The organism is Dolichospermum heterosporum TAC447, assembly GCF_024584745.1.
GTDB classification, from domain to species: domain Bacteria; phylum Cyanobacteriota; class Cyanobacteriia; order Cyanobacteriales; family Nostocaceae; genus Dolichospermum; species Dolichospermum heterosporum.
Genome location: NZ_CP099464.1, coordinates 2,178,329 through 2,205,074, shown reverse-complemented (window position 1 = coordinate 2,205,074; position 26,746 = coordinate 2,178,329). Strand labels below are relative to the sequence as shown.

22 protein-coding genes are annotated in these 26,746 nt (G+C 38.2%); 11 read left to right on the top strand and 11 right to left on the bottom strand.

Annotation, left to right across the window (positions count from 1 at the left end):
• Positions 1–54: 54 nt before the first annotated feature.
• The 7 genes from NG743_RS09800 to NG743_RS09770 form a co-directional block, all read right to left on the bottom strand.
• Positions 55–333: a hypothetical protein gene (locus tag NG743_RS09800; protein ID WP_027402633.1), complete on the bottom strand. Its 279-nt coding sequence runs from the start codon at positions 331–333 to the stop codon at positions 55–57.
• A 354-nt stretch (positions 334–687) separates the two neighbouring features.
• Positions 688–885 carry a pentapeptide repeat-containing protein gene (locus NG743_RS09795; protein ID WP_027402632.1) on the bottom strand — a complete coding sequence of 66 codons (198 nt, stop codon included), beginning with the start codon at positions 883–885 and terminating at the stop codon, positions 688–690.
• A gap of 708 nt (positions 886–1,593) precedes the next feature.
• Positions 1,594–2,436 carry a pentapeptide repeat-containing protein gene (locus tag NG743_RS09790; protein WP_257121920.1) on the bottom strand — a complete coding sequence of 281 codons (843 nt, stop codon included), beginning with the start codon at positions 2,434–2,436 and terminating at the stop codon, positions 1,594–1,596.
• A gap of 18 nt (positions 2,437–2,454) precedes the next feature.
• Positions 2,455–3,519 carry a metal-dependent hydrolase gene (locus NG743_RS09785; protein ID WP_193963740.1) on the bottom strand — a complete coding sequence of 355 codons (1,065 nt, stop codon included), beginning with the start codon at positions 3,517–3,519 and terminating at the stop codon, positions 2,455–2,457.
• Positions 3,519–4,250, bottom strand: coding sequence for an ATP-binding protein (locus NG743_RS09780; RefSeq protein WP_370566905.1), 732 nt, complete (start codon positions 4,248–4,250; stop codon positions 3,519–3,521). The genes NG743_RS09785 and NG743_RS09780 overlap by 1 nt, the downstream gene beginning before the upstream one ends.
• Entirely contained in the window at positions 4,223–4,399 is a 177-nt protein-coding gene (locus NG743_RS09775; protein WP_257121918.1) for a hypothetical protein, read from the bottom strand. Before NG743_RS09775 ends, NG743_RS09780 begins: the two co-directional genes overlap by 28 nt.
• Before the next feature lie 157 nt (positions 4,400–4,556).
• Positions 4,557–5,159 carry a DNA-binding protein gene (locus NG743_RS09770; protein WP_257121917.1) on the bottom strand — a complete coding sequence of 201 codons (603 nt, stop codon included), beginning with the start codon at positions 5,157–5,159 and terminating at the stop codon, positions 4,557–4,559.
• A gap of 4,124 nt (positions 5,160–9,283) precedes the next feature.
• Here NG743_RS09770 and NG743_RS09765 point away from each other — a divergent pair.
• The 8 genes from NG743_RS09765 to NG743_RS09730 all read left to right on the top strand — a co-directional run bounded on the left by NG743_RS09765 (position 9,284) and on the right by NG743_RS09730 (position 19,630).
• Positions 9,284–10,114, top strand: coding sequence for an inositol monophosphatase family protein (locus NG743_RS09765; RefSeq protein WP_027402627.1), 831 nt, complete (start codon positions 9,284–9,286; stop codon positions 10,112–10,114).
• 132 nt (positions 10,115–10,246) lie between these two features.
• Positions 10,247–11,203, top strand: coding sequence for an MDR/zinc-dependent alcohol dehydrogenase-like family protein (locus NG743_RS09760; protein WP_257121916.1), 957 nt, complete (start codon positions 10,247–10,249; stop codon positions 11,201–11,203).
• An 861-nt stretch (positions 11,204–12,064) separates the two neighbouring features.
• Positions 12,065–13,753, top strand: coding sequence for a potassium channel family protein (locus NG743_RS09755; protein ID WP_027404849.1), 1,689 nt, complete (start codon positions 12,065–12,067; stop codon positions 13,751–13,753).
• Between the two features lie 642 nt (positions 13,754–14,395).
• On the top strand, positions 14,396–15,112 hold the full coding sequence (pgl, locus tag NG743_RS09750; RefSeq protein WP_027402625.1) for a 6-phosphogluconolactonase: 717 nt from the start codon (positions 14,396–14,398) through the stop codon (positions 15,110–15,112).
• 162 nt (positions 15,113–15,274) lie between these two features.
• Entirely contained in the window at positions 15,275–16,255 is a 981-nt protein-coding gene (locus tag NG743_RS09745) for a double zinc ribbon and FHA domain-containing protein (protein WP_193964854.1), read from the top strand.
• A 323-nt stretch (positions 16,256–16,578) separates the two neighbouring features.
• A complete protein-coding gene (gene argB / locus NG743_RS09740; protein ID WP_027400611.1) occupies positions 16,579–17,475 on the top strand; it encodes an acetylglutamate kinase in 897 nt (298 codons plus the stop codon).
• A 796-nt stretch (positions 17,476–18,271) separates the two neighbouring features.
• A complete protein-coding gene (locus tag NG743_RS09735) occupies positions 18,272–18,793 on the top strand; it encodes a tetratricopeptide repeat protein (protein ID WP_027400608.1) in 522 nt (173 codons plus the stop codon).
• 21 nt (positions 18,794–18,814) lie between these two features.
• Positions 18,815–19,630, top strand: a complete 816-nt coding sequence (locus NG743_RS09730) for a DUF3153 domain-containing protein (RefSeq protein ID WP_371316511.1) — start codon at positions 18,815–18,817, stop codon at positions 19,628–19,630.
• Positions 19,631–19,685: 55 nt separating this feature from the next.
• Here NG743_RS09730 and NG743_RS09725 read toward each other — a convergent pair whose 3' ends face one another.
• From NG743_RS09725 to NG743_RS09710, 4 genes are all read right to left on the bottom strand, one after another.
• Positions 19,686–19,832 (bottom strand): RelB antitoxin-like protein, encoded by a 147-nt coding sequence (locus NG743_RS09725; RefSeq protein WP_284081680.1) that lies wholly within the window; start codon positions 19,830–19,832, stop codon positions 19,686–19,688.
• A gap of 1,165 nt (positions 19,833–20,997) precedes the next feature.
• Complete coding sequence (locus tag NG743_RS09720) at positions 20,998–21,234, bottom strand: HNH endonuclease (protein ID WP_051424340.1); 237 nt, start codon at positions 21,232–21,234, stop codon at positions 20,998–21,000.
• Between the two features lie 56 nt (positions 21,235–21,290).
• Positions 21,291–21,626, bottom strand: a complete 336-nt coding sequence (locus NG743_RS09715; protein ID WP_027402623.1) for a DUF5615 family PIN-like protein — start codon at positions 21,624–21,626, stop codon at positions 21,291–21,293.
• Positions 21,623–21,847 (bottom strand): DUF433 domain-containing protein, encoded by a 225-nt coding sequence (locus NG743_RS09710; protein ID WP_193964556.1) that lies wholly within the window; start codon positions 21,845–21,847, stop codon positions 21,623–21,625. The genes NG743_RS09715 and NG743_RS09710 overlap by 4 nt, the downstream gene beginning before the upstream one ends.
• 166 nt (positions 21,848–22,013) lie before the next feature.
• Between NG743_RS09710 and acnB the strand changes: the two genes are divergently transcribed.
• The 3 genes from acnB to NG743_RS09695 all read left to right on the top strand — a co-directional run bounded on the left by acnB (position 22,014) and on the right by NG743_RS09695 (position 26,628).
• The gene (gene acnB, locus NG743_RS09705) at positions 22,014–24,644 is read left to right on the top strand and encodes a bifunctional aconitate hydratase 2/2-methylisocitrate dehydratase (RefSeq protein WP_257121914.1); all 2,631 of its coding nucleotides are present in this window, start codon (positions 22,014–22,016) and stop codon (positions 24,642–24,644) included.
• 182 nt (positions 24,645–24,826) lie between these two features.
• Positions 24,827–25,921: a DUF262 domain-containing protein gene (locus NG743_RS09700; protein ID WP_257121913.1), complete on the top strand. Its 1,095-nt coding sequence runs from the start codon at positions 24,827–24,829 to the stop codon at positions 25,919–25,921.
• The gene (locus tag NG743_RS09695) at positions 25,918–26,628 is read left to right on the top strand and encodes an MAE_28990/MAE_18760 family HEPN-like nuclease (protein WP_257121912.1); all 711 of its coding nucleotides are present in this window, start codon (positions 25,918–25,920) and stop codon (positions 26,626–26,628) included. The genes NG743_RS09700 and NG743_RS09695 overlap by 4 nt, the downstream gene beginning before the upstream one ends.
• The last annotated feature ends 118 nt before the right edge of the window (positions 26,629–26,746 follow it).

Sequence of the window (26,746 nt, the reverse complement as noted above, 5' to 3'; positions counted from 1 at the left end):
CCAGCTTTATTACTAGAAACAAAGGGTTTGCCAATTTCGGGAATACCACTACTATCAATGTATTTTCTGGGCTTGTTGAAATCTTTTATTATACTTATCGGTAGTTTCAAATTCGTCTTTTTGAACCTTCATAAGAATAGGTAAAGTTTCTAAAAACGAATTAAAAATATATTTATGATTACTTACAGAGTATTTTTGTGTTTGAACTAATTTATTATTCAATTGAACTTCGATAGCATTTTGGGCTTGCGATACTCCCTTACTGAAAAAAAACTGTAATGCTACTAGCACAATCCCACTGGCTACGCTAATTATATTTAGATTTTTAAGCATGGTTGACTATATTTAAATGATGTAATAATTATTACAGTATAAAGGCAAGGTATTATGATTCTCGATAGGATACAATGTAACTGAGTGCGAGTAAAAACTAATCTTAAAGATTTTATTCTGATATCAGTATATTACAAAAGCGTCAGGTAAAATTCTTATAAGAAGAAAGATTAGTTGACGCGATTGTGTGACGCAGTAAGAAAAATTGCTATAACAGAAATAGCTGAAATTCTTATCCCATAAGGGATATAGGCTATTTAATTATTTTTTCCCAAAATAGGGACTGTCTCTGGAGTAACCCCGCCCCTTCCTTAGACCCCCCGCCATTGCCTCGACTCCTCCCTAAGCTAAGGGTTAAGCTAAGGAATTAAAATCCTGAATTCCGGCAATAATCCACGAAATACAGGTTAGAATAACCACCCACCGTTTTTGTAAACCTGCGGTGGCATGGCTAAAATTTGCACCTTTCAGGTAGGCATTGGTGAAATTTGCACCCCTGATATCAGCATGGCTAAAGTTTGCACCTTCAAGATTTTGACCTTTGAAACCCACATTCCGCAGGTGTTTTTTGAATTTTCGGAATTATCCATAGCCCAATGATAACAAGGCTTTCAGACAATGACACGCAATTCTATATTAGAGCCATCGCCGATATATTTAAAGCTCGAATCAAGTTTATTGAGAATAATGTCAATAAATTAGTTGGTTTGAGATTAAATTCATTGAATACCGACCTAGATAGCAAAAAGCATGAACTGGTTATTATGATTGGGTTTTAGCTGTTTTATGAAATTCTTTTTTTGACAAAATAACCTGCTGGGAAAAATATTTTGAGTATATTTACTCATGCTGAATGTGGGTTGGAGTGTCTTTGTATTCATAACCAGACCCCCTGAAAAATCAATGTTGTTTTGTCTGGTATTACCTACTTTGACTCATAAGTTGGTATTTGAGTTCCGATTGCATTAATTAGTAACTATGTACTAAAATATGTCTGCTTGTAGCCTTCTTAATGTTTGGAAAAAACGAGAGATACTCAAAACCTGAAAGCTATATATGATAAGCTTTTTCAGCTTCTATTTCCGTTTGAGCAAGGATCTCGGCTCAATGCCTTTTTACTTTGATATTTCTATTATCCTGGAAGAGGTAACAAAAGCGCGCAGTTTATTTCTTAACTTACTGCTTGCGATCACCGCACTGCCGTAGCGATCGCTTCCTTACTGACATCGCTCTTGTCCTCCTCCTTATTTATTAAGGGTTTTACGTTAAGTTGACACCAATGCTCAAATCCGTACTTTTTAGCGTTGCTCCTATGAAATTAGCATCAGTGAGATTAGCGTTGCGAAAGTTTGTACCACCAATAGCTGCAAAGACTATAGCTATGTTCCGAATCAAAGAGTATTTTTCATCTCCTTTCATCGCTCGCCAAGCAATGTAGCCACTGAATAAAACTACGGCTACGGCTACGGCTACGGCTACGGCTCCGGCTACGGCTCCGGCTACGGCTACGGCTACGGCTCCGGCTCCGGCTCCGGCTACGGCTCCGGCTCCGGCTCCGGCTACGGCTCCGGCTACGGCTCCGGCTACGGCTACGGCTACGGCTACGGCTACGGCTACGGCTACGGCTACGGCTACGGCTACGGCTACGGCTGCGGCTACGGCTAAGACTAAGCCTGGGGCCACCAAGCCTGCGGCGAAGCATGTGGCGAAGACTCCGGCGAAGGTTACGGCTACGGCTACGGCTACGGCTACGGCGGAGGCTGTATTTAATCCTTGACGAATTATAACGATGCCCAAAATAATTATTACTATTAAGGCAGTCCAGCCTAATAACGGATTCTGAACTATTATACGTACAAAAAATCCAATAAAAGCTGAGAAAAGTCCTGAAATTCCGGCAATGATCCACGAAATACAGGTTAGAATAACCACCCACCGTTTTTGCAAACCTGCGGTGGCATGGCTAAAATTTGCACCTTTCAGGTAGGCATTGGTAAAATCTGCACCTCTGATATCAGCATGGCTAAAGTTTGCACCTTCAAGATTTTGACCTTTGAAAGAACGTCCTCTGAGATTTTGATGAGAAAAATCCTGGGGTATCATTTGTTTTGTGGCTTACTCTTATTGACTACTGACAATTGACCGGACTTGCAAACTACCACTGGCGAATTCATCCCCCAAGGATTTCATCACAACTTTTAGTGGTGCAGCCTCTAACTTAATATTACTAGGTGATGCGTCTATAAACTTAAATTGGTAAGGGTCACGGGGTAAAATTGAGGTGTCAAAATCCTCAACTGACAAATCACCACTAATGAATACATTTGTATTAGTACGGTTAAATTTACTTATCGCCTCCCCAATAACCTGATCTTCCACAAATACCGATTCAATAGTAGTAATAGCAGGTGTAGAAACATCTGCTGTAATTTGTTCAATCACAATCTGACTATCAGGATCAGTTGCCGCTTTATATAATTTATTTGTCTTAGGTTCAAGAACTATAAATCCAGTCCCGTTAGGTTGAATAATCTGAAATTGTCCATCAACTTTTGACCGATCGCCCGCCCTGACTCCCTTAATATTGGCAACAATTTTATGGGTACTTCCCGAACTATTGTACACACCCTGTACCCCTGATGTAGAAGCAATCAGGCGATTAAATTGAGTTAAAATTCCTCCCTTACTATTGATGCTAAAAGCTGATAATGCGATAGCGAAGCGCTCCGTAGGAATCGCCACCAATATACAAAGTACAAAATATTCAGCATTACTCCCAGTCTTTAACCTGAGATTCCGATTACCAGGACAAACACAACGTACAGATGAAGGCCAGAACATTTCTACCCCGCCTCTAGTGAAACAATCAGCAAACCAGCCGAAAGTATAACCAATCGTTAAAGCTGATGCTATGGGAATAAATTGGGGAATAAATATTGATAGTCCATAGGAGGCGATCGCCACAACAGCCGATGCAATTATGGAATGAGTCATACTTCTATGGGGCATTGTTTCCTGAAAATATCCAGAAATCCAAGGAAAAACCTTACCTGCTGGAGAAGTGGAAACATCAACATCTGGGAGTAGACCAGCGATCGCACCAACAGCAATCAAAACCGGGTCCGCAGTTTGCAGTAATAAACTGGATGCAGTCCCACTAATTAACAGGTGAGATATTCCCAACATTACCTAATTCTCCTTTCCTCTTGAGGCAAACTGTACAGCAATCGGGAAAGTCCCAAGAATATAGCCGCAGCAATACCACCAAATATATATAGTGCTTGGTCATTAGTACCAAGTCCGATAAAGCGCATAATCACGAAGATTACACCCACTACTAAAATTAATGGGGTGATGTCAAAATATCTTCTGTGATCCGCGCCCTCGATGTCTAACCCTAGATATTCCTCCTCGATGGCACGAATAGCTAACATGGGATTTCCCCCAGCGCGTTCCTGAAGTTTAGATAAATCGGCAGACGTTAGGGCGATCGCTCTTTCCTGCGCTGCGCTTTTCATAATTTGTCTGATTGCCTTCTCTGGCAAAGGTTTCAGTTCGATTCTCGGAATGTTTATGAAAATATCAGAACGGGGTGGGTCTGTAGCAAGTACAAGCATCGGTACACCCTTACGGCGTAACTGTTTCAGCCAAATCCTAAATTTCATATCACAGTTTTGAGCGTCATCGAGAACAATAAATGCTGTGTTCTCTGAAAGGAATTGGGCGATAGCGAAGCGCTGCTGCAAGCAGATCGCTCTTTTAAGCTTATCCATAGTCAGATTTTTCCCCTCGATGTCTTCTGTGGGAAGTTCAAACTGCTGGGCAATTTCTAACAGCATTTGCTTAGGTGTTGTCGGTTCAACAAAAGCCACTAAAAACCCATCGTCAGTTAATCTCTCAACAACGGCATTACCCAGTACAGACTTACCACTCCCTCTTCCCCGACAATTAAAATTGCCCCATTAGCGAGTAATGATGCTGTAGTGCGGTTTAATTCCGCTTGTCTATAAATTTGAAATTCCTCAACCTCAAAACATCCCTCCCCAACTCCCCCAACTCCCCCCACTCCCCCAACTCCCCCCACTCCCCCCACTCCCCCACTCCCCCCACTCCCCCTACTCCCTCATCAGGGGATGACTTAGGAAACACAGAAGTTACAGCCAAGATAATTGACAGGGGATTGAATGAACTGACGGCCAGCAAAAAACCACTCAGAGCTAACGTTAACCAATTAGTTCTAGTCCGTCTTCTCTTTGGGATTGTTTGATTTTCTCCATCGCTAAATTGATCAGGTTCTGAGGATTGTACGCAGCTTTGTTCGTGTTGCTGCGCGATTGCGTAAAATTTCCTCTCGCACCCTCCAATTGCGCTCTTAAATCAGCCGGTAATTCATCAGGGTTTTGGTAAAAATGACTGGCGATCGCCTCTTGAGCAATTAACGTTCCTGCGGCTTTTTCTGCTCCAGCCCGAACCATACTATTGATATCACTATCAGGAATAAAAGCAGGATTTACTGATGTGGCGGTTAATTCTTCCGTTGTGTCGGTAATTACGGATTCTTGAGTCAATACAAGATGAGATTCTGTACCTGATTCTGTACCTGATTCTGTACCTTCATCCTCTATTTCTGTACCATTTAGACTATTAAACTGTACAGATTTGAGTTCTTTCCATTCACGTATCAAAGGACAGATTGTACTAAAACTACCACCGCCTAGCTGTTCTCGTACAATATTTCTATTTATTTTTTCATTTTTTATATATAAGTTTTCGCAAATTTCAAAAACTCTTATTTTCAAATCTTCATGTTCTTGAGGTACAGTCATAAATTTTTCAAAAAAAGTTTGTACCATTGTACAACAATGTATTAATTTATGTATCAGTATTTGTACAAGAATACTTGATAAAAAAAGCAACTTTGTACAGCGCGGCTATTAATTGTACCGGAAATTTTTATACATCAATTAGAATCAATGAAAAACCCGACCAGCAATTCTCATTTTGAAAAAAATAAAGTATTAGCCCCGATTTTGGAATTCAAAATATAGTACAAAGTAACTATTTATTAGCCATTGCCTCTGGCTAAAAAAAACAGTCGGGTTGAAAAATAAGTATGAATACTCAATGAACTAGAGAGATTGCTTGACAACGAATGGGGAAAATCCAGTTCATCGTTCGGGTTTTAGAATAGGGAATTCAAGGGAAATAAAAATTTATAATTGTTGTCAGATGATGTAAACTCGGCGAGTTAAAAATCTGACAGTGCATCAAATTACTCAAACATGACTCCAAAGACAGCGACACTAGAAATTCCTGAATTAATGCAATTTTTACAAAAAAAGGGAATAGGGAACTCTTAACTGGGAACAGACATCTGTCACAAGTTAAGAAGAAGAGTCAATTGTCAAGGGGGTATGTCAAAAAAAGGGAAAATAGGCTGTAAGGTTTATCCTGAGAGCATTTGCGACATCCTTGAAGCCTATAATGAGTAGCACTTTTAGTATCAATCAAGACTACATAAACAAGAAGAATCGCCCCCAACTAGAATGTCTGAATCAGGATGTACAGGATTTGAGGATGTACAGGATGGTTATTTATCAATTCTTTGTTAGATGGAAATATTTTTTTGTCTGAATCAGGATGTCCAGGATTTGAGGATGTACAGGATGGTTATTTATCAATTCTTTGTTAGATGGAAATATTTTTTTGTCTGTTTGAGGATTACAGGATGGTTATTTATCAATTCTTTGTTAGATGGAAATATTTTTTTGTCTGAATCAGGATGTCCAGGATTTGAGGATGTACAGGATGGTTATTTATCAATTCTTTGTTAGATGGAAATATTTTTTGTCTGAATCAGGATGTCCAGGATTTGAGGATGTACAGGATGGTTATTTATCAATTCTTTGTTAGATGGAAATATTTTTTTGTCTGAATCAGGATGTCCGGATTTGAGGATGTACAGGATGGTTATTTATCAATTCTTTGTTAGATGGAAATATTTTTTTGTCTGAATCAGGATGTCCAGGATTTGAGGATGTACAGGATGGTTATTTATCAATTCTTTGTTAGATGGAAATATTTTTTTGTCTGAATCAGGATGTCCAGGATTTGAGGATGTACAGGATGGTTATTTATCAATTCTTTGTTAGATGGAAATATTTTTTTGTCTGAATCAGGATGTCCAGGATTTGAGGATGTACAGGATGGTTATTTATCAATTCTTTGTTAGATGGAAATATTTTTTTGTCTGAATCAGGATGTCCAGGATTTGAGGATGTACAGGATGGTTATTTATCAATTCTTTGTTAGATGGAAATATTTTTTGTCTGAATCAGGATGTCCGGATTTGAGGATGTACAGGATGGTTATTTATCAATTCTTTGTTAGATGGAAATATTTTTTTGTCTGAATCAGGATGTCCGGGATTTGAGGATGTACAGGATGGTTATTTATCAATTCTTTGTTAGATGGAAATATTTTTTTGTCTGAATCAGGATGTCCAGGATTTGAGGATGTACAGGATGGTTATTTATCAATTCTTTGTTAGATGGAAATATTTTTTTGTCTGAATCAGGATGTCCAGGATTTGAGGATGTACAGGATGGTTATTTATCAATTCTTTGTTAGATGGAAATATTTTTTTGTCTGAATCAGGATGTCCAGGATTTAAGGATGTACAGGATGGTTATTTATCAATTCTTTGTTAGATGGAAATATTTTTTGGTCTGAATCAGGATGTCCGGGAATCAATTCTTTGTTAGATGGAAATATTTTTTGGTCTGAATCAGGATGTCCGGGATTTGAGGATGTACAGGATGGTTATTTATCAATTGTCTGTTAGATGGAAATATTTTTGGTCTGAATCAGGATGTCCGGGATTTGAGGATGTACAGGATGGTTATTTATCAATTCTTTGTTAGATGGAAATATTTTTTTGTCTGAATCAGGATGTCCAGGATTTGAGGATGTACAGGATGGTTATTTATCAATTCTTTGTTAGATGGAAATATTTTTTTGTCTGAATCAGGATGTCCGGGATTTGAGGATGTACAGGATGGTTATTTATCAATTCTTTGTTAGATGGAAATATTTTTTTGTCTGAATCAGGATGTCCAGGATTTGAGGATGTACAGGATGGTTATTTATCAATTCTTTGTTAGATGGAAATATTTTTTGGTCTGAATCAGGATGTCCAGGATTTGAGGATGTACAGGATGGTTATTTATCAATTGTCTGTTAGATGGAAATATTTTTTGGTCTGAATCAGGATGTCCAGGATTTGAGGATGTACAGGATGGTTATTTATCAATTCTTTGTTAGATGGAAATATTTTTTGGTCTGAATCAGGATGTCCAGGATTTGAGGATGTACAGGATGGTTATTTATCAATTGTCTGTTAGATGGAAATATTTTTTGGTCTGAATCAGGATGTCCAGGATTTGAGGATGTACAGGATGGTTATTTATCAATTCTTTGTTAGATGGAAATATTTTTTGGTCTGAATCAGGATGTCCGGGATTTGAGGATGTACAGGATGGTTATTTATCAATTCTTTGTTAGATGGAAATATTTTTTGGTCTGAATCAGGATGTCCGGGATTTGAGGATGTACAGGATGGTTATTTATCAATTCTTTGTTAGATGGAAATATTTTTTGGTCTGAATCAGGATGTCCAGGATTTGAGGATGTACAGGATGGTTATTTATCAATTCTTTGTTAGATGGAAATATTTTTTGGTCTGAATCAGGATGTCCAGGATTTGAGGATGTACAGGATGGTTATTTATCAATTCTTTGTTAGATGGAAATATTTTTTGGTCTGAATCAGGATGTCCGGGATTTGAGGATGTACAGGATGGTTATTTATCAATTCTTTGTTAGATGGAAATATTTTTTGGTCTGAATCAGGATGTCCGGGATTTGAGGATGTACAGGATGGTTATTTATCAATTGTCTGTTAGATGGAAATATTTTTGGTCTGAATCAGGATGTCCGGGATTTGAGGATGTACAGGATGGTTATTTATCAATTGTCTGTTAGATGGAAATATTTTTGGTCTGAATCAGGATGTCCGGGATTTGAGGATGTACAGGATGGTTATTTATCAATTCTTTGTTAGATGGAAATATTTTTTGGTCTGAATCAGGATGTCCAGGATTTGAGGATGTACAGGATGGTTATTTATCAATTCTTTGTTAGATGGAAATATTTTTTTGTCTGAATCAGGATGTCCGGGATTTGAGGATGTACAGGATGGTTATTTATCAATTCTTTGTTAGATGGAAATATTTTTTTGTCTGAATCAGGATGTCCAGGATTTGAGGATGTACAGGATGGTTATTTATCAATTCTTTGTTAGATGGAAATATTTTTTGGTCTGAATCAGGATGTCCAGGATTTGAGGATGTACAGGATGGTTATTTATCAATTGTTTGTTAGATGGAAATATTTTTTGGTCATCCCTAGTTTTAGAACCTAATTGGGTCGCTACTGCTCGGTTAAGCCTGAAAAGTCATTATATGGTAGGTTGGGTTGTGGAACGTAAACGTATTCCTGCGGGACACTGTGTGAACGCGGAGCAATGGAACAAAACCCAAGATTATCAAGGATTTTGTTGGGTTTTGCGATTCCTACGGAGCGCTTCGCTATCGCTCAAACCAGCCTACATTTCCTTAACCGACAAGTATTGGATTGGGTCGCAGTAGATAAGCTGTTGTGCATTTAGTTTGTATAATTCTAGCGGGCAAGATGCCCGCACTACAAAGTTCAAGTAAATTATGGTTATCAAATTTAGCTGCGTAACAGCTTATTCAAGATACTTTAAAAAAAGCTCATGATAATTACTGGGTTTAATAAATACAGATTTTTACTTTGTACTGAATTTTCTATGAATCCATCTATGATAAAATTATTTAATAATTGACAACTAACAACTGATAATTAATCAAATGAATGATTTTTGGAATACGATTTTAGACTTTGCGGAAACTACTACTACTAGAGTAGGAAAACAATTAATGCAGGATTTTGGCAAAGTTCAAGCTTCACAAAAATCTGATGGTAGCTTAGTCACAAAATCTGATAAATGGGCAGATCAAGAAATTCGAGATGCAATTGTTTCTACCTTTTCTGGTTACGGCATTTTGAGCGAAGAAAGTGATAGTGAAGATATGCTGCAAGCAGGTCAAACTTTTCCGAATACAGAATGGTGTTGGGTTATTGATCCTTTGGATGGGACAACAAATTTTACCAGAGGAATTCCGATTTGGTCTATTTCCTTGGGCTTACTTTATCGTGGAACTCCCATTTTTGGTTATGTTTACGTACCACCATTAAATCAAGTCTTTCATGGATTTTGGGCGGGTTCATCGGGCTTAACAACGCCAACGGGAGCATTTTTAAATAATCATCCCATTCATACCAGTAAAGATGCTCCCAGCAAAAACCACTTTTTTAACCTTTGTTCTCGCAGTACCGACATTATTCAACCAGGTTTTCCCTGTAAAATTCGGATGTTAGGAGTTGCTAGTTATAATTTTCTTTCAGTCGCCACTGGTGCGGTTTTGGGAGGAATTGAAGCCACACCAAAGGTATGGGATATTGCAGGTGCTTGGGTAATTGTGCAAGCTGCGGGTGGGACGTGGGTACCGCTCAATTCTGAGTCTTTTCCATTATCGCCGGGAGTAGATTATAGCGATCGCTCTTTTCCTACGATGGTTGTGAGTAATTCCGATATAGTTCCGATATTTACACCATTTCTAGAAAATGTAAAATTTTAATAACTAATAATTAAAACCGAATAATTATACTCCGCAAGGGAATAAATTGAGCTTTTGCGTAAAGGGGATATATGGATGTAAAAACGCAAGTTATTACCTTCTCAAGTATAACAACTGACAACTGACAAAATTATGAAAGGACTTTGGTTAGAAAATAATCAACTAGAATTACGCACCAATATTCCTATCCCTGAACCACCACCAGGAGAGGCTTTGGTGCGGGTTTTGCGAGCAGGAATTTGTAATACTGACCTAGAATTAATTAAAGGTTATTACCCCTATACTGGCATTATCGGTCATGAATTTGTTGGTATTGTCGAACAAGGTCCTAAACAGTTAATTAATCAAAGAGTCGTTGGTGAAATTAACGCCGCTTGTGGTAATTGTCGTTTTTGTCGTTGCGGACAACCAACACATTGCGAAAATCGCACGGTTTTAGGAATTGTTAACCGTAATGGTGCATTTGCAGAATATCTATCTCTACCTATTGAGAATTTGCATCTTGTCCCCGAAAATGTATCTACAGCAGCAGCAACTTTTACTGAACCCATAGCCGCAGCATTGGAAATTCAACAACAAATACAAATATCTAAGGATGACCGAGTATTAGTGGTTGGAGATGGTAAGCTAGGACAACTAATAGCCCAAACTTTAGCCTTAACTGGTTGTGAATTATTGGTAGTCGGAAGACACGAAGACAAATTAATAAATTTAGCAGGAAAAGGAATTAAAACAGGTTTAGCTGATAGTGTCACCAATAGATATTTTGATATCTCTGTTGATTGTACCGGAAATCCTGAAGGCTTTAATATTGCTCGTCGGGCTTTACGTCCTCGTGGGACATTAATCTTAAAAAGCACTTATGCGGGAAATCTTAGTTTAGATGCTTCCTCGTTAGTAGTAGATGAAATTACCCTGATTGGTTCTCGTTGTGGTCCTTTTGTTCCGGCGTTAGAATTGTTGGCGACGGGAAAGGTAGATGTCCAATATTTAATTGATAGTTCTTACCCTCTTTCTCAAGGTTTAGAAGCTTTTGAAAAAGCTAAAACTAAGGGGGTTTTAAAAGTGTTATTGGAAATGAGTTCGTAATCAGGATTAATAGAATTACAGCAAATTGTCATCAAACCCGGAACAAGAACCCCACCCCCAACCCCCTCCCCGCAAGCGATGAGGGGGCTAAGAGGGTGTTTGAGAAGTCATGATTGCTGTATCAAATTTTTTACCCCTCCCTAACTCTCCGCTTTATACTCCGGTGTACACACAAGTTAAATTACCCCCCCTTAATCGGGAGGTGGGGGAGGTGGGGGAGGTGGGGGAGGTGGGGGAGGTGGGGGGAGTAGGGGAGGTGGGGGAGGTAGGGGGGAGTAGGGGAGGTAGGGGGGAGTGGGGGAGTGAAGAGTAAAAGAGTAAAACGTTTAGGAATATGAATTAAATAAAGTGCAAAAGTAGGGTGTGTTAGCGACAGCGTAACGCACCATTTCAGGTTAAGTCAGAATTGCAGGTTATTAAATTTGCGTTCCTTGGTGACTATGATCAATAACCCATCACGCTAGTTAATGAATCATAAAAACCATAAATATTAATCTTCCCCCACCTCCCCACCTCCCCCACCTCCCCCACATCCCCCACATCCCCACATCCCCCACCTCCCCCACCTCCCCCAACATCCCCACATCCCCCAGGCTAACGCCACGCTACGCTATCAGCAAGCCCTAAATATACATTTTTGCAGTTTTTGATCCTTTTTTTATTTCTTTGTTAGAAATCCGGGTTAACCCCGTAATATTTTTTAATTTTTAATTTCCTGGAGATAAATATCGTGTGTTCAGTTACAGTTATTTTGCCATAAATTAAGCAACAATGAGGATTATTGAATTCAATTCTGAGTCGGTGATGCTTTTCTTGATAACTGATATGTAGCCCTTTATATAAATTTTATGTTGCGGTTTTATGAAACCTCGAATTATTGTTTGTGGCTTAGGACGTACCGGATATAAAATCTTTCGCTTACTCAGACAACAGGGGGCTTTGGTAGTAGGTATTCATCGCAAACCTGTTTCTGGTGAACCTGCTGCTAATATAATTGTTGGTGAGTTACACGCAGCTTCTACTTTACAAGCGGCAGGAATTACAGAAGCACATACTTTGGTAATTGCAACTTCTGATGATGCTTTGAATTTATCAATTATGATGCAAGCACGGGTTCTTAATCCCCAAATTCGGATTATTAATCGGTTTTATAATACGAATTTAGGTGAACGTCTTGATCAAACTCTGTCGAATCATTTAAGTATGAGTGTTGTGGGTTTGGCAGCACCTGTATTTACCTTTGCGGCTTTGGGGAATAAGGCTATTGGTCAAATTAAGTTACTTGAGCAAATTTGGCCAATTCAAGAGGAATATATCCACGAAAATCATCCCTGGAAAGGCAGAAAAATTAGTGATTTATGGGAAGATCCCACAAGGATGCTGATTTATTATGTGGCTGTGGAAGGAAAGCTAAATTTAGTATCTGCGGTGCTGTTGGAACAACAATTAAGAGTAGGCGATCGCTTAATTATTGGTACTCAACCTCGCATTCGTCCCCAACGTAAGTCATTAGTCAGAAAATTAGTTAAAGTTTTTGCCAATATTCGGGAGTTTCAGAAACACGCCCAATCAGTTGTGGGTATGGCAATTGCTTTATTCGTAATTATTTTAATATCCACTTTTACCTATTTTGCTAGTAAACATAGTATCTCTTTTATTGATGCTTTATATTTTGCTGTTGGCATGATTACGGGGGCTGGTGGTAATGATAAGGTTGTCGAAAATGCACCAGACAGCATTAAGTTATTTACTATTGTGATTATGCTAATTGGGGCTGCGGTAATTGGGATTTGGTACGCGATGCTGACGGATTTTATCCTGGGTAGTCGCTTAAAACAATTTTTGGATGCGGCAAGAATTCCTCAACATCATCATTATATTGTTTGTGGTTTAAGTGGTATTGGCATTAGAATTGTTCAACAATTGCACCTGAGTGGACATGAGGTAGTAGTTATTGAAACGGATGCTAATAATAGATATGTGACTACTGCTAGAGGAATGAGTATTCCGGTTATTCTTGCTGATGCGAGTTTTCGGGCTACTTTACAAGCAAGTAATATTAACACTGCTACCGCAGTTTTAGCTGTTACTAATAATGATGCGACTAATTTGGAAATTGCCCTCAAGGCTAAGTCTTTAGCGCCAAAGATTCCTGTAATTGTCAACTATGCTGATCCTGATTTTGCTGGTATAGCACAACAGGTATTTGATTTTGAGGCTGTATTTAGTCCTGCTGAACTCGCTGCTCCTGCTTTTGCTGCGGCTGCTCTCGGTGGTAGGATTATTGGTAATGGGATTATTGCTGATAATTTATGGGTAGCTTTTGCAACTACTATTACACCAATACACCCTTTTTGTGATGAGTGGGTGAAGGATGTGGCTAAGTTTGCGGATTTTGTGCCTTTGTATGTGGAAATCAACCATGAAACTGTACAAGGCTGGGATTTGCTGGAAACAATTCTCGCTCCTGGAGATGTGCTGTATTTAACTATGCCCGCTAATAGGTTAAATCAGTTATGGCGAGAAGAAGGAAAGGGGATCGGGGTTTAGTTGATTTTTACTTTATGATAGTTCTTCCTTATCAAGGATAAGGATATCAAATTCTCAGCAGAAAGTCAACACTTGATTGAGAGATTTTGGGCAACGTGAAAAAATTAGGCAGTTAGGACATCAATTAAGGGTTCTTTTTAGGAACTACGGTCAGAAACGGTAAGTTCTACCGAGATTGTCTGTCGAGTGGAAAAACCTCTTAGAAGTCATTCTAAGACCACGATGAAGCAGGAAATAAACACTAAGATTATCGCTGTCCAGATGTGTCTAGACTTTGGTAATTTTGGGTAAGTTTTATAGAACGGTGATTATTAGCGATTAGTACAACTGACTACTGACAACTAACTGAAAATGATGGTAAAGAAGGTAGAGGACGATATTTCATGGCTAGGCTAGTAGTTGGTCAAATTTATTTTGACGGGTAATGATCGGAAAAAACTTCTGTTCTTCCCTCCCCTCCTCTACCTCCCCTGCCTCTCTTCTCCCCCTGCTTGCCTTCACTCGTCATTTTCGGGTTGACAGACTACTAGGCATTAGCTTGGGCTTAACCTGATGATATTAAAAGTTTCTAGGGTTAAACCGGAAAATTGTCAGATGTTCGCTATGGTATTGCCAAGAAACAAGCTATGTAATGATAATGCCATGAACAAAACTGTTGAAGTCCATTCCAGTGTATCGGCACTCGTTCAACGGGCGCTAGAATTGATACTGTCGAAAGCGGAAACTGCTATTGGCGAACGGGGGCAATTTACAATTGCTTTGTCAGGGGGTAGTACACCAAAACCTTTGTATGAGGCGATAGCTAATCAAAAGTTGCCCTGGGATAAAATTCATGTATTCTGGGGAGATGAGCGTTATGTACCAGCAGATCATCCTGATAGTAATGAACTGATGGCGAGACGTGCATGGTTAGATCAGGTGGCACTTCCCCAGGCGAATATTCATGCTATCCCTACTTTATCTGCTAACCCAGAGGTAGATGCAGCTAAGTATAACCAGCATCTGCAAACATTTTTTAATTCGGCATCGGGAGAGTTCCCAGCATTGGATGTAGTTTTACTGGGAATGGGTGATGATGCCCATACTGCATCTTTGTTTCCCTACACGGAGGCTCTCAAGGTGAGCGATCGCCTAATTACTGTTGGTAATAAAGATGATAATCTCCGCATCACTTTTACTTACCCATTTATTAACGCGGCTCGCAGTGTGATTTTTATGGCTGCTGGTGCTAATAAAAGACCGGCTTTAGCCCAAGTTTTTGCACCGGTAGCGGATGATTTCGCCTATCCATCACGGTTAATTCGTCCCCAAGGAGAACTCTATTGGTTGCTAGACGCAGCGGCTGGTTTGGAACTCTAACGTTGACTATGATTTTTGAGATTTGGTTGATTGAGATGATGAAGAATCATCACCAATGATCAACTTGTCCTCACTGTAAGTAATTTTTAGCATCACTAGCTAAAGTTACTTATGTGCTTGTCAGTAATATTTTTACAACGACCTTCACTAAGGCTTAAATCCATGATCGTCTGCCCTAATTGCAATCATCCTAACCCAGACGGCGCTGTTCAATGTGAAGCTTGCTATACGCCGTTACCAGCTACAGCTAGTTGTCCTAATTGTGGAGCAACTGTACAGTCAGATGCTGCTTTCTGTGGTCAGTGCGGTTACAATCTCCATTTTGGTGCTACTCTTGCAGTCGCCTCAACTGGTGCTGTTAATCCTGTGCCAGCACCAGTGGTCGCTCCTGACTTAATGATGCAACTGCTACAGCCTGATGTGTTGGAAGTTGCGCCCCGATCTAATCCGACCGTATCTGCACCTGTAGCACCTGAACCAGAAGTTTATATTCCGCCTGTACTGACTCCTGCACCTGCACCTATGGCTGTAGTTCAGGAACAAGCTGTTTATGTTCCTTCTGTACCTGCACCTGTAGCACCTGAACCAGAAGTTTATATTCCGCCTGTATTGACTCCTCCACCTGCACCTGTAGCACCTGAACCGGAAGTTTATATTCCGCCTGTATTGACTCCTGAACCTGTGGCTATGGATACAGTACCAGGATCTGAGCCTTATATTCCACCTGCTTATGTACCCCAGATAGATCCTATATCTATTCCTGAAGTTGCTCCAGTCGCACCATCAGGAAAGGTGGCAAATACTCAATTACAACAGATCGTAGCGCGATTATTCCATGTTCAAGCTAATCAGGAAATAGAATTACCACAAAATCTCTCGGTTGTGCATATTGGTAAGCCTAATGATCGTGTTCCTCCAGATATAGATGTTTCGGGATTCCCAAATTCGGAGATTGTTTCGCGGATTCATGCGGATATTCGGATTGAGGGAGATGCTTGTTATATAGAGGATGCAAGTAGTTCTAATGGTACTTACATTAATAACTTACCTCTGTTACCTGGTAACAGACATCGCCTCCGTCCAGGCGATCGCATTAGCTTGGGTAAGGGAGATTTAGTTACTTTCTTGTTTCAACTTTCTTAGGAACAGGTAATGGGTAATAGGTAATGGGTAATAGGTAATAGGTAATAGGTAATAGGTAATAGGTAATGGGTAATAAGTAATGGGTAATGGGTAATGGGTAATAAATATTTCCCCCTGCCCCCTGCCCCCCTGCCCCCTGCCCCCTGCCCCCTGCCCCCCTGCCCCCTGCCCCCTGCCCCTGCCCCCTGCCCCCCTGCCCCCTGCCCCCCTGCCCCCTGCCCCCCTGCCCCCTGCCCCCTGCCCCCTGCTATGATCACAACAGGTTATTAACTCTTGTTGCTAGTTATCCAATAAACTATATAACTAGCAACTTGGGTAATAACATGATTAATGATACTGAATATATCAGGCAAGCTGAAGCTAATCGCGTAGAAATTCTCAGCGAAGCACTACCTTACATTCAACAATTTGCCGGTCGTACCGTTGTGGTTAAATACGGTGGCGCAGCGATGAAGGATAGCTCTCTTAAGGATAAAGTTATTCGTGATGTGGTGTTTTTATCTTGCGTCGGCTTGCGACCTATTTTAGTGCATGGTGGTGGACCAGAAATTAATAGTTGGTTAGGTAAATTAGGAATTGAAGCACAGTTTAAAAATGGTTTGCGCGTAACTGATGCACCAACGATGGATGTGGTAGAAATGGTGTTGGTTGGGCGGGTGAATAAGGAAATTGTGGCTTTGATTAACCAAGCTGGGGGAATGGCTGTAGGACTTTGCGGTAAGGATGGTAACTTAATTACGGCTCGTCCTCAAGGTGATGAGGGGATTGGCTTTGTGGGGGAAGTGAGTAATGTCAATATCAAAATTTTAGAAACACTTGCGAGTAATGGCTATATTCCGGTGGTTTCCAGCGTGGCGGCGGATGAAACTGGACAGGCTTATAATATTAATGCGGATACGGTAGCGGGGGAAATAGCCGCTGCTTTGGGGGCGGAAAAGCTAATTTTGCTGACTGATACGAGAGGAATTTTAAGAGATTATAAAGACCCTTCTACCTTAATTCCCAAGGTGGATATTCGGGAGGCGCGACAATTAATTGCTGATGGTGTAGTCAGTGGGGGGATGATTCCGAAAGTGAATTGTTGTGTGCGATCGCTTGCCCAAGGAGTCAAAGCTTCACATATAATTGATGGACGCATTCCTCATGCCTTATTGTTAGAAGTATTTACAGATGTGGGGATTGGAACAATGATTCTGGGTTCTCATCAGTCGAGACAATAATCGGAATGGGGGACAAGTAAAAGCCATAGCCCGCCAGCCAGGGAATCAATTCCCTGTCTAATAGCTTAAGTCATCTGAAGATGACTAAATTTAGCTCAAAAATTTTAAAATTGTTTAGTAAACTTTCGTTTACTTTGGCTATTAGCCCGGAACTTAAGTAAAACCCATAGCCCGGCAGCCAGGGAATCAATTCCCTGTCTAATAGCTTAAGTCATCTAAAGATGACTAAATTTAGCTCAAAAATTTTAAAATCGTTTAGTAAACTTTCGTTTACTTTGGCTATTAGCCCGGAACTTAAGTAAAACCCATAGCCCGGCAGCCAGGGAATCAATTCCCTGTCTAATAGCTTAAGTCATCTGAAGATGACTAAATTTAGCTCAAAAATTTTAAAATCGTTTAGTAAACTTTAGTTTACTTTGGCTATTAGCCCGGAACTTAAGTAAAACCCATAGCCCGGCAGCCAGGGAATCAATTCCCTGTCTAATAGCTTAAGTCATCTAAAGATGACTAAATTTAGCTCAAAAATTTTAAAATTGTTTAGTAAACTTTCGTTTACTTTGGCTATTAGCCCGGAACTTAAGTAAAACCCATAGCCCGCCAGGGAATCAATTCCCTGTCTAATAGCTTAAGTCATCTGAAGATGACTAAATTTAGCCCCAAAATTTTAAAATCGTTTAGTAAACTTTAGTTTACTTTGGCTATTAGCCCGGAAATTCATTTCCGGGCGGGTGTGGAAGCCAAAAAATAAGCCATTTCTAGCTTAATTTGAGAACAATTAACCACTGACTAATGATCAATGACTACAGAAAATTTAGAACTCGCTAAATCGTGTTTCCACATTGGGACAACTGCTTTTGAAAATGGTCAATATCGAGAATCTGTGGAAAGTTTAGAAAAAGCCAGCACTCTATTAGGAAAAAATACCCGGTTTGCTGGTGAAGTAGAAATTTGGTTGGTGAATGCGTATGAAGCTGCGGGACGTTCCGAAGAAGCGATCGCTCTTTGTCAACAACTCAGCCGTCATCCCTATTATGAAATTCGTCAGCAAGCAAAACGGCTAGTTTATATTTTAAAAGCACCCAAACTGAACAGACCAAAAGAGTGGATGACAGAAATTCCCGATTTTGGTATAGTTTCTGATAACAAATCCAAAATAATTGTCACTTCCCAACCGCAAAAATCTACATCTAAACCAAAACCTGTAGAACAAGAATACATTGATTTGAGTACGGTCAATACTAAAGACAATAATTTCGTTTGGGTAGGTTTAATTTCTGTTGGTTTGATAATTTTCTATTTAGTTTGGTTAAGTTTTTAGTAAATCAGGAGAAATTTACTCATGAATGTATTCACTTCCATTAAGATTATATCACATTTAATAAAATCTGTGTTTTCTTTAATTAGCAAAATTGGAAAATTTACCAAAATAAAACCTATTGTATTTATGGTAATATTTTCTTCATTACTATTATCTGGTTGTGTTAAGTATGATTTAGGGGTGAACTTTAACAGCACAAATAATGGTGAATTAATACAGCATATTCAGTTATCAGAAAAAATTACTATTTTTAGTGGTGATTATCTCTCTGAATGGTTAAAAACTTTAGAAAATCGAGCGCGAACATTAGCTGGTTCGATAGAGAGAGTTTCAGCATCAGAAATTATTGTTAAAATTCCCTTTACCAGTGCGAAGGAATTACAAGAAAAATTTACTGGCTTTTTCAATACTCGCACCTCTGAGGATAGTGATGGTTCGGAACTGGCAAATATTACCTCTACTTTAGTTGCAGAAGATAGGAATTTTTTCCTATTCTCCAGAAATCATTTAGTTTATGATTTAGATTTACGTTCTTTGGCTATGCTGACGACTGAAGGTGGTAGTTCTCTTATCAATCTGGACTTTAGCTTACGGACACCTTGGGGAATGAAGAATATTCAAAATGATGAAAATGCTATCAAACCAGAAAAGCATGGTAATCAACTAATATGGAAGCTTAAAGCAGGGGATATAAATCATGTGGAAGTAGTGTTTTGGTTGCCGAATTTTCTGGGAATTGGGACTTTGTTAATTATTGGTTTTGTGTGGTTGGGATTATATCTGAGATATACGTTATTACCAAGTCCGAGTATTCAGTTAACGGTGAAGGAATTGTAAGATACTCAGAATATTTCCTGAAAAAGTTGGGTTTTCTCAACCCAACTTTGTATATTCAACTTTCCACATTGTTATTTTTAAGTAATTCTAAATATTTTAAAGCTTTATTTTTAGATAAAATTTTATCAGTTTCTACTTCTTCCATTAGTTTTGCTAATCCATAATTTTCTAATACTTCTTCTATTTGTTCAAATTCGGTAATAGAAATTTGTACAGGAATTGGTTTTTGATTTTGATCTAAAACACAATTATTATTGATTTGTAGTATTAATTTAATTCCTAAATCATTAGGTAGATTATAGCATATTGTCTGAATCAGGATATCCAGGATTTTAGGATTTTCAGGATTGAGTTATTTTTGGATAATGGAATTGTCTGAATCAGGATGTCCGGGATTTAAAGATTTTCAGGATTGAGTTATTTTTGGATAATGGAATTGTCTGAATCAGGATGTCCGGGATTTAAAGATTTTCAGGATTGAGTTATTTTTGGATAATGGAATTGTCTGAATCAGGATGTCCGGGATTTAAAGATTTTCAGGATTGAGTTATTTTTGGATAATGGAATTGTCTGAATCAGGATGTCCGGGATTTAAAGATTTTCAGGATTGAGTTATTTTTGAATAATGGAATTGTCTGAATCAGGATGTCCGGGATTTAAAGATTTTCAGGATTGAGTTATTTTTGGATAATGGAATTGTCTGAATCAGGATGTCCGGGATTTAAAGATTTTCAGGATTGAGTTACTTTTGAATAATGGAATTGTCTGAATCAGGATGTCCGGGATTTAAAGATTTTCAGGATTGAGTTATTTTTGGATAATGGAATTGTCTGAATCAGGATGTCCGGGATTTAAAGATTTTCAGGATTGAGTTATTTTTGAATAATGGAATTGTCTGAATCAGGATGTCCGGGATTTAAAGATTTTCAGGATTGAGTTATTTTTGAATAATGGAATTGTCTGAATCAGGATGTCCGGGATTTAAAGATTTTCAGGATTGAGTTATTTTTGAATAATGGAATTGTCTGAATCAGGATGTCCGGGATTTAAAGATTTTCAGGATTGAGTTATTTTTGAATAATGGAATTGTCTGAATCAGGATGTCCGGGATTTAAAGATTTTCAGGATTGAGTTATTTTTGGATAATGGAATTGTCTGAATCAGGATGTCCGGGATTTAAAGATTTTCAGGATTGAGTTATTTTTGAATAATGGAATTGTCTGAATCAGGATGTCCGGGATTTAAAGATTTTCAGGATTGAGTTATTTTTGAATAATGGAATTGTCTGAATCAGGATGTCCGGGATTTAAAGATTTTCAGGATTGAGTTATTTTTGGATAATGGAATGTTGAACAATCACTTCAATTTTAATTATTGTCATTAAGGATATTTTTAATTTGTTCTATAGTATATGGCGGCTTTTTTCTATGTAGCATTCCATGACAATTAGGACATACTGGACGTAAATCTTGAATTGGATCAACTTCGTATTCTTGATTAATTTCCGATAAAGGAATTAAATGATGAACATGAATAAAATCTTTACCTATTTCTCCAAAAACTTTCTCAATGACAAATTTGTTTACTAGTAACTCTTGTAACAATTCCTTTACAACTAAACGCTAAAACTTGCTCAAAGCTCCAAAATTCAACTTATATTTCACCTATACAAAGCCAGAATACCAGTATTTTGATCTTCTGCAAAAGATAAAATAATTTCGTGGTTATTTCTCAGCATTAATTCTATGGTTTTAGTTGAACAATTTCCTGAGCGAATCCAAATTACTTTAGGTGGAAAACCTCTCAAAATTGATAATTCATTAAAATCCGCATCTTTAGTCACAATAATATAGTCTTGGTTTTTGGCAATCTCCCACACTGTATAATCTGATTCTTGATCTAATTGCATTAAATAAAGATGATTAGAATTAGGATAAATATCAGCCAAAGAATTAATTAAATTTGGTGATAAATTATGATCAAAAAGTAGTTTCATGAATTAACTAACATGGTTTGACGTTCACGATCTGCTGCATAACTTAAACAGGCTAAAATATCTTCTTTGGTTAAATAAGGAAAATCGGCTAATATTTCTTCAAAAGTCATTCCTGATGCTAAATAGGAAAGAACATCATAAACAGTAATTCTCATACCTCTAATACAAGGTTTTCCGCTTCTCTTTCCAGGTTCTATGGTAATAATATTTTGGTATGACATCATGAACTCCTTATCAACATTATTACTTACTTAATGTAAACTTTACTTCTTAAATTATAAACCATAAACTGTCTATTTCTGACAAATTCGTTTACCAGTAACTCTTGTAACAATTCCCGTACAATAAAATAAAGAAATCAACACATTACAGGAGAAAAGCTAAATCATGTTAGCAGAATATCAACAACACACCCAAGAACGCGCTCAACTGGGTATTCCTCCCTTACCGTTAGATGCAGTACAAACATCAGCATTGTGTGAATTACTAAAAAATCCCCCGACAGGCGAAGAAGAGTTATTGTTAAATTTATTACGCGATCGCATTCCCCCCGGAGTAGATCAAGCTGCTTATGTAAAAGCTGGATTTCTTACCGCTATTGCGAAAGAAGAAATTACCAGTCCTTTGGTTTCACCAGTTGACGCAGTAGAATTACTGGGAACAATGATTGGTGGTTACAATGTTCAATCTTTAATTGATTTACTCCAAGTTTCCAGTACCTCTGTATCAACAGCTTCAGAAACACCCTTGGTAATGGGAGGAGAAGGAAGAGAACAAATTGCCGCTTATGCAGCTAACGCTCTCAGTAAAATTATGTTGGTGTATGATGCTTTCCATGATGTTTTGGAATTGTCAAAAACTAACCCCTACGCCAAACAGGTGGTAAACTCTTGGGCAGAAGCAGAATGGTTTACTTCCCGTCCGACATTACCAGAATTTATCACCGTTACGGTTTTTAAAGTTCCCGGAGAAACTAACACTGACGACTTATCACCGGCAACTCACGCTACAACCAGACCAGATATTCCATTACACGCATTGGCGATGTTGGAAACTCGTCAACCGGGAAGTTTAGAAACCATTGCAGAGTTAAAGAAAAAAGGACATCCTGTAGCTTACGTTGGTGATGTCGTGGGTACAGGTTCTTCTCGCAAGTCTGCAATCAATTCTGTATTATGGCATTTGGGTAATGATATTCCCTTTGTACCAAACAAACGGGCGGGGGGTTATATTTTAGGAAGTGCGATCGCACCTATCTTTTTTAACACAGCCGAAGATGCCGGTGCATTACCCATCCAATGCGATGTCAGCAAAATGGAAACCGGTGACGTAATTACCATTTATCCCTACAAAGGAACTGTTCTCAATGCCGCAGGAGAAGTAATTTCCACCTTCAGCCTCAAACCTGACACCATTCTAGACGAAGTTCGCGCCGGTGGACGCATTCCCCTACTAATTGGACGGACTCTCACCGACAAAACCCGTCAAGCATTAGGTTTAAAACCCAGCGATTTATTTATCCGCCCCCAATCCCCCACCGACACCGGCAAAGGCTTCACATTGGCGCAGAAAATGGTCGGTAAAGCCGCTGGTTTGCCAGGAGTACGTTCGGGGACATCTTGCGAACCAATCATGACTACAGTGGGTTCTCAGGACACTACAGGACCAATGACCAGAGATGAATTGAAAGAACTGGCTTGTTTAGGCTTCAGTGCAGACTTGGTAATGCAGAGTTTCTGTCACACAGCCGCCTATCCCAAACCTGTGGATATTAAAACCCATCAGGAATTACCAGACTTCATTTCCTCCCGTGGTGGTGTAGCTTTGCGTCCTGGGGATGGGATCATTCACTCCTGGTTAAACCGGATGTTGTTACCCGACACAGTGGGAACAGGTGGAGACTCCCATACTCGCTTCCCCTTGGGTATATCTTTCCCTGCTGGTTCTGGGTTAGTTGCGTTTGCTGGTGCATTAGGTGTAATGCCTTTAGATATGCCAGAATCAGTATTAGTCAGATTTACAGGAGAATTGCAACCAGGAATAACGCTGAGGGATGTTGTGAATGCAATTCCTTATGTGGCTATGCAAAAAGGTTTGTTAACTGTCGAGAAGCAGAACAAGAAAAATGTTTTCTCTGGCAAGATTTTGGAAATTGAAGGGTTACCAAATTTGAAAGTTGAACAAGCTTTTGAATTAACCGATGCTTCCGCAGAACGTTCTTGTGCAGGTTGTACAATTAAGTTAAGTGAAGAGACAATTGCGGAATATTTGCGTTCCAATATTGCTCTGTTAAAAAACATGGTAGCACGGGGTTATAGTGATGGCAGAACTATCATGCGTCGTGTGGCTAAAATGGAGGAATGGTTAGCCAATCCGGTGTTATTATCTGCTGACGCTGATGCCGAATATGCAGAAGTAATTGAGATTGATTTAAGCCAAATCACAGAACCAATTGTAGCTGCACCAAATGACCCTGATAATGTTAAGTTATTATCGGCAGTTGCCAATGATCCTGTACAAGAAGTTTTTGTGGGTTCTTGTATGACAAATATCGGACATTATCGAGCAACTGCGAAGGTGTTAGAAGGTGCTGGTGAGGTGAAAGCGCGGTTATGGATTGCACCGCCTACAAGAATGGATGAACATCAATTAAAAGTAGAAGGTGTGTATGATGTTTTTGTAGGTGCAAATGCGAGAACTGAGATTCCCGGATGCAGTTTATGTATGGGAAATCAGGCGCGAGTTGATGATAATACAACTGTGTTTTCTACTTCGACTCGTAATTTCAATAATCGCATGGGTAAAGGCGCTCAAGTGTATTTAGGTTCGGCGGAATTAGCAGCGGTTTGTGCGTTGTTGGGAAGGCTTCCTAATGTGCAGGAATATTTGGAGATTGTGGCGGAGAGAATTCATCCTTTTGCTGATGATTTGTATCGCTATTTGAACTTTGATCAAATTGCTGGTTTTCAAGATGAGGGTAGGGTGATTAGTCAGGAGGAACAGGCGGCTTTGGTATAATTTAGGTGAGGGTGAGTCTTGATGGCTCACCTTGATTTTAAGAAGTTTATATTTAAAATAATTGTTAAGATTTTTTTACTCTATCTAAATTAAGATATTTCAGTGGTAGAATACAATTATACTAACTCATTTAAGCAAAAAAACTCTAATTTTTAAACATTAACGAAAATAGATTGTCAACTATGGTAAATCAATTAGAAATTACAGATCAACGCAAAGAAAATGCTGAAGCGGAAATTCGTGACAAAACAAAGCGTGTTGACTACAACACCTTAGAATATCCTATCGAAGTAATTGTGCAAAAATATTTAGATGGGGAGAAGGAAGATGAAAATGAATTGTTTATTCCAGATTATCAACGAGAAATAGCTTGGGATGAAGATAGACAATCAAAATTCATTGAATCTGTGATGTTAGGTTTACCAATCCCTTATATTTTTGTTGCGGATATATCAAGTACAGAAGATTTAGCACGATTAGAAATTATAGATGGTACACAACGTATTCGGACTTTAGCTAAGTTCATTAACAATGAGCTTAGATTACAAAATCTAAATAAATTAGAAAGCCTCAATGGGTTTACTTTTCAAGATTTACCGCTACCACGTCAAAGACGTTTTAACAGAACTACCATGAGAATGATTCAATTAACCGAACATTCAGGTGAAGAAATTAGAAGGGATATTTTTGAGAGACTTAATACTGGTAGTGTTCAATTGAATGAAATGGAGAAACGCAGAGGATCTCAACCAGGAAAGTTTTTGGATATAATCGAAGAGTTATCAAAATATCAACAATTTCGAGATTTATGTTCTTTTACTCCAACTCAGATAAATAAGAGAGATCCCCAAGAATTTGTTCTCCGGTTTTTTGCATTTCTGAATAATTATGAAAATTATCCTGGGAAAAGTGATATTCATAAATTTTTGGATGATTATTTAGAGCAAGAGAATAAATCTGAAACATTAGATATTAATGCAGTTAAAAATGAATTTTATTTAATGTTAAATTTTGTTCAAAAGTATTTTTCTGATGCTTTACATACCTATATCAAAATAAAAAAATCCTATGAACCTACAACTAGAATTAAGTTTGAATCAATTACTGTAGGTATTGCTTTAGCGTTAAGAATAAATCCAGATATAGTTCCCAATTCAATTGAGTTTTTAAACTCTAAAGAATTTAAAGATTATACCAATTCTAATGCGAGTAGTTCTAAAAACAAAGTAATTAATCGTATTTATTATGTTCGTGATCAGCTTTTAGGTAATTCATGAGAAGTACATTATTTGAAGATTTTGATAAACGCGCTCAAGAAGTAAGACGATATTTTATATTCTTGAAAAATTTAGAGCAAGGTTCAATTCAATTAAGTATGGGTAATACAAACAATACAAAAATCAAACCGATAAACAATGATTTAGAAAAAACTCTTAAAGCAACAGGATTTTTGTTACTATATAATCTAGTTGAATCTACAATGCGTAATGCAATTGAAACTATTTTTGATGAATTAAAAACTAAAAATATTTCTTTCGATGATGTAAGAGACGAAATTAAAAAGATTGTTATTGATAATCTAAAAGATAAAGATAATAAATCTACTAAAGATATTTTAGTTACAGTTCAAAATATTTCGGTTGATATCATATCAGCTACTTTTAATAGAGATAGATTATTTTCAGGAAATATTGATGGACAAAGAATCAAAGATATAGCCGAAATGTATGGATTTTCATATAAGACTAATGCTAGAAAAACTGGAAATGGTAAGGATTTACAACGAATTAAAGATCATAGAAAAGACTTAACACATGGTTTTAAGTCTTTTGAGAAAGTTGGTAGAGATGCTACTTCTGATGAGCTATTGGAAATTCAAAAAAGAGTTATTTGTTATTTAAGGGGAATATTAGAAAATATAGAGAGTTATCTATCTAATGAAAAATATTTAAAAGTTAATGTGGAAAATAGTGAAAATAGTTAGTATATATAGGAATAATATTTGAGTCCTGAAATTATTTGCGTAGGTAGGTAAGATGCAAAAGGCATGAGGTAAAAGGATTCTAGGCGATTCAGGTGTACCGAGTGTTTTTCAAAAATCA

Bases quoted from the DNA above. Each gene is read 5' to 3' on its own strand.
- NG743_RS09800 (WP_027402633.1), bottom strand. From the start codon at position 333: ATGCTTAAAAATCTAAATATAATTAGCGTAGCCAGTGGGATTGTGCTA.
- NG743_RS09790 (WP_257121920.1), bottom strand. From the start codon at position 2,436: ATGATACCCCAGGATTTTTCTCATCAAAATCTCAGAGGACGTTCTTTC.
- NG743_RS09785 (WP_193963740.1), bottom strand. From the start codon at position 3,519: ATGTTGGGAATATCTCACCTGTTAATTAGTGGGACTGCATCCAGTTTA.
- NG743_RS09770 (WP_257121917.1), bottom strand. From the start codon at position 5,159: ATGACTGTACCTCAAGAACATGAAGATTTGAAAATAAGAGTTTTTGAA.
- NG743_RS09765 (WP_027402627.1), top strand. From the start codon at position 9,284: ATGAATGATTTTTGGAATACGATTTTAGACTTTGCGGAAACTACTACT.
- NG743_RS09760 (WP_257121916.1), top strand. From the start codon at position 10,247: ATGAAAGGACTTTGGTTAGAAAATAATCAACTAGAATTACGCACCAAT.
- NG743_RS09755 (WP_027404849.1), top strand. From the start codon at position 12,065: ATGAAACCTCGAATTATTGTTTGTGGCTTAGGACGTACCGGATATAAA.
- pgl (WP_027402625.1), top strand. From the start codon at position 14,396: ATGAACAAAACTGTTGAAGTCCATTCCAGTGTATCGGCACTCGTTCAA.
- NG743_RS09745 (WP_193964854.1), top strand. From the start codon at position 15,275: ATGATCGTCTGCCCTAATTGCAATCATCCTAACCCAGACGGCGCTGTT.
- argB (WP_027400611.1), top strand. From the start codon at position 16,579: ATGATTAATGATACTGAATATATCAGGCAAGCTGAAGCTAATCGCGTA.
- NG743_RS09735 (WP_027400608.1), top strand. From the start codon at position 18,272: ATGACTACAGAAAATTTAGAACTCGCTAAATCGTGTTTCCACATTGGG.
- NG743_RS09730 (WP_371316511.1), top strand. From the start codon at position 18,815: ATGAATGTATTCACTTCCATTAAGATTATATCACATTTAATAAAATCT.
- NG743_RS09715 (WP_027402623.1), bottom strand. From the start codon at position 21,626: ATGAAACTACTTTTTGATCATAATTTATCACCAAATTTAATTAATTCT.
- NG743_RS09710 (WP_193964556.1), bottom strand. From the start codon at position 21,847: ATGTCATACCAAAATATTATTACCATAGAACCTGGAAAGAGAAGCGGA.
- acnB (WP_257121914.1), top strand. From the start codon at position 22,014: ATGTTAGCAGAATATCAACAACACACCCAAGAACGCGCTCAACTGGGT.
- NG743_RS09700 (WP_257121913.1), top strand. From the start codon at position 24,827: ATGGTAAATCAATTAGAAATTACAGATCAACGCAAAGAAAATGCTGAA.
- NG743_RS09695 (WP_257121912.1), top strand. From the start codon at position 25,918: ATGAGAAGTACATTATTTGAAGATTTTGATAAACGCGCTCAAGAAGTA.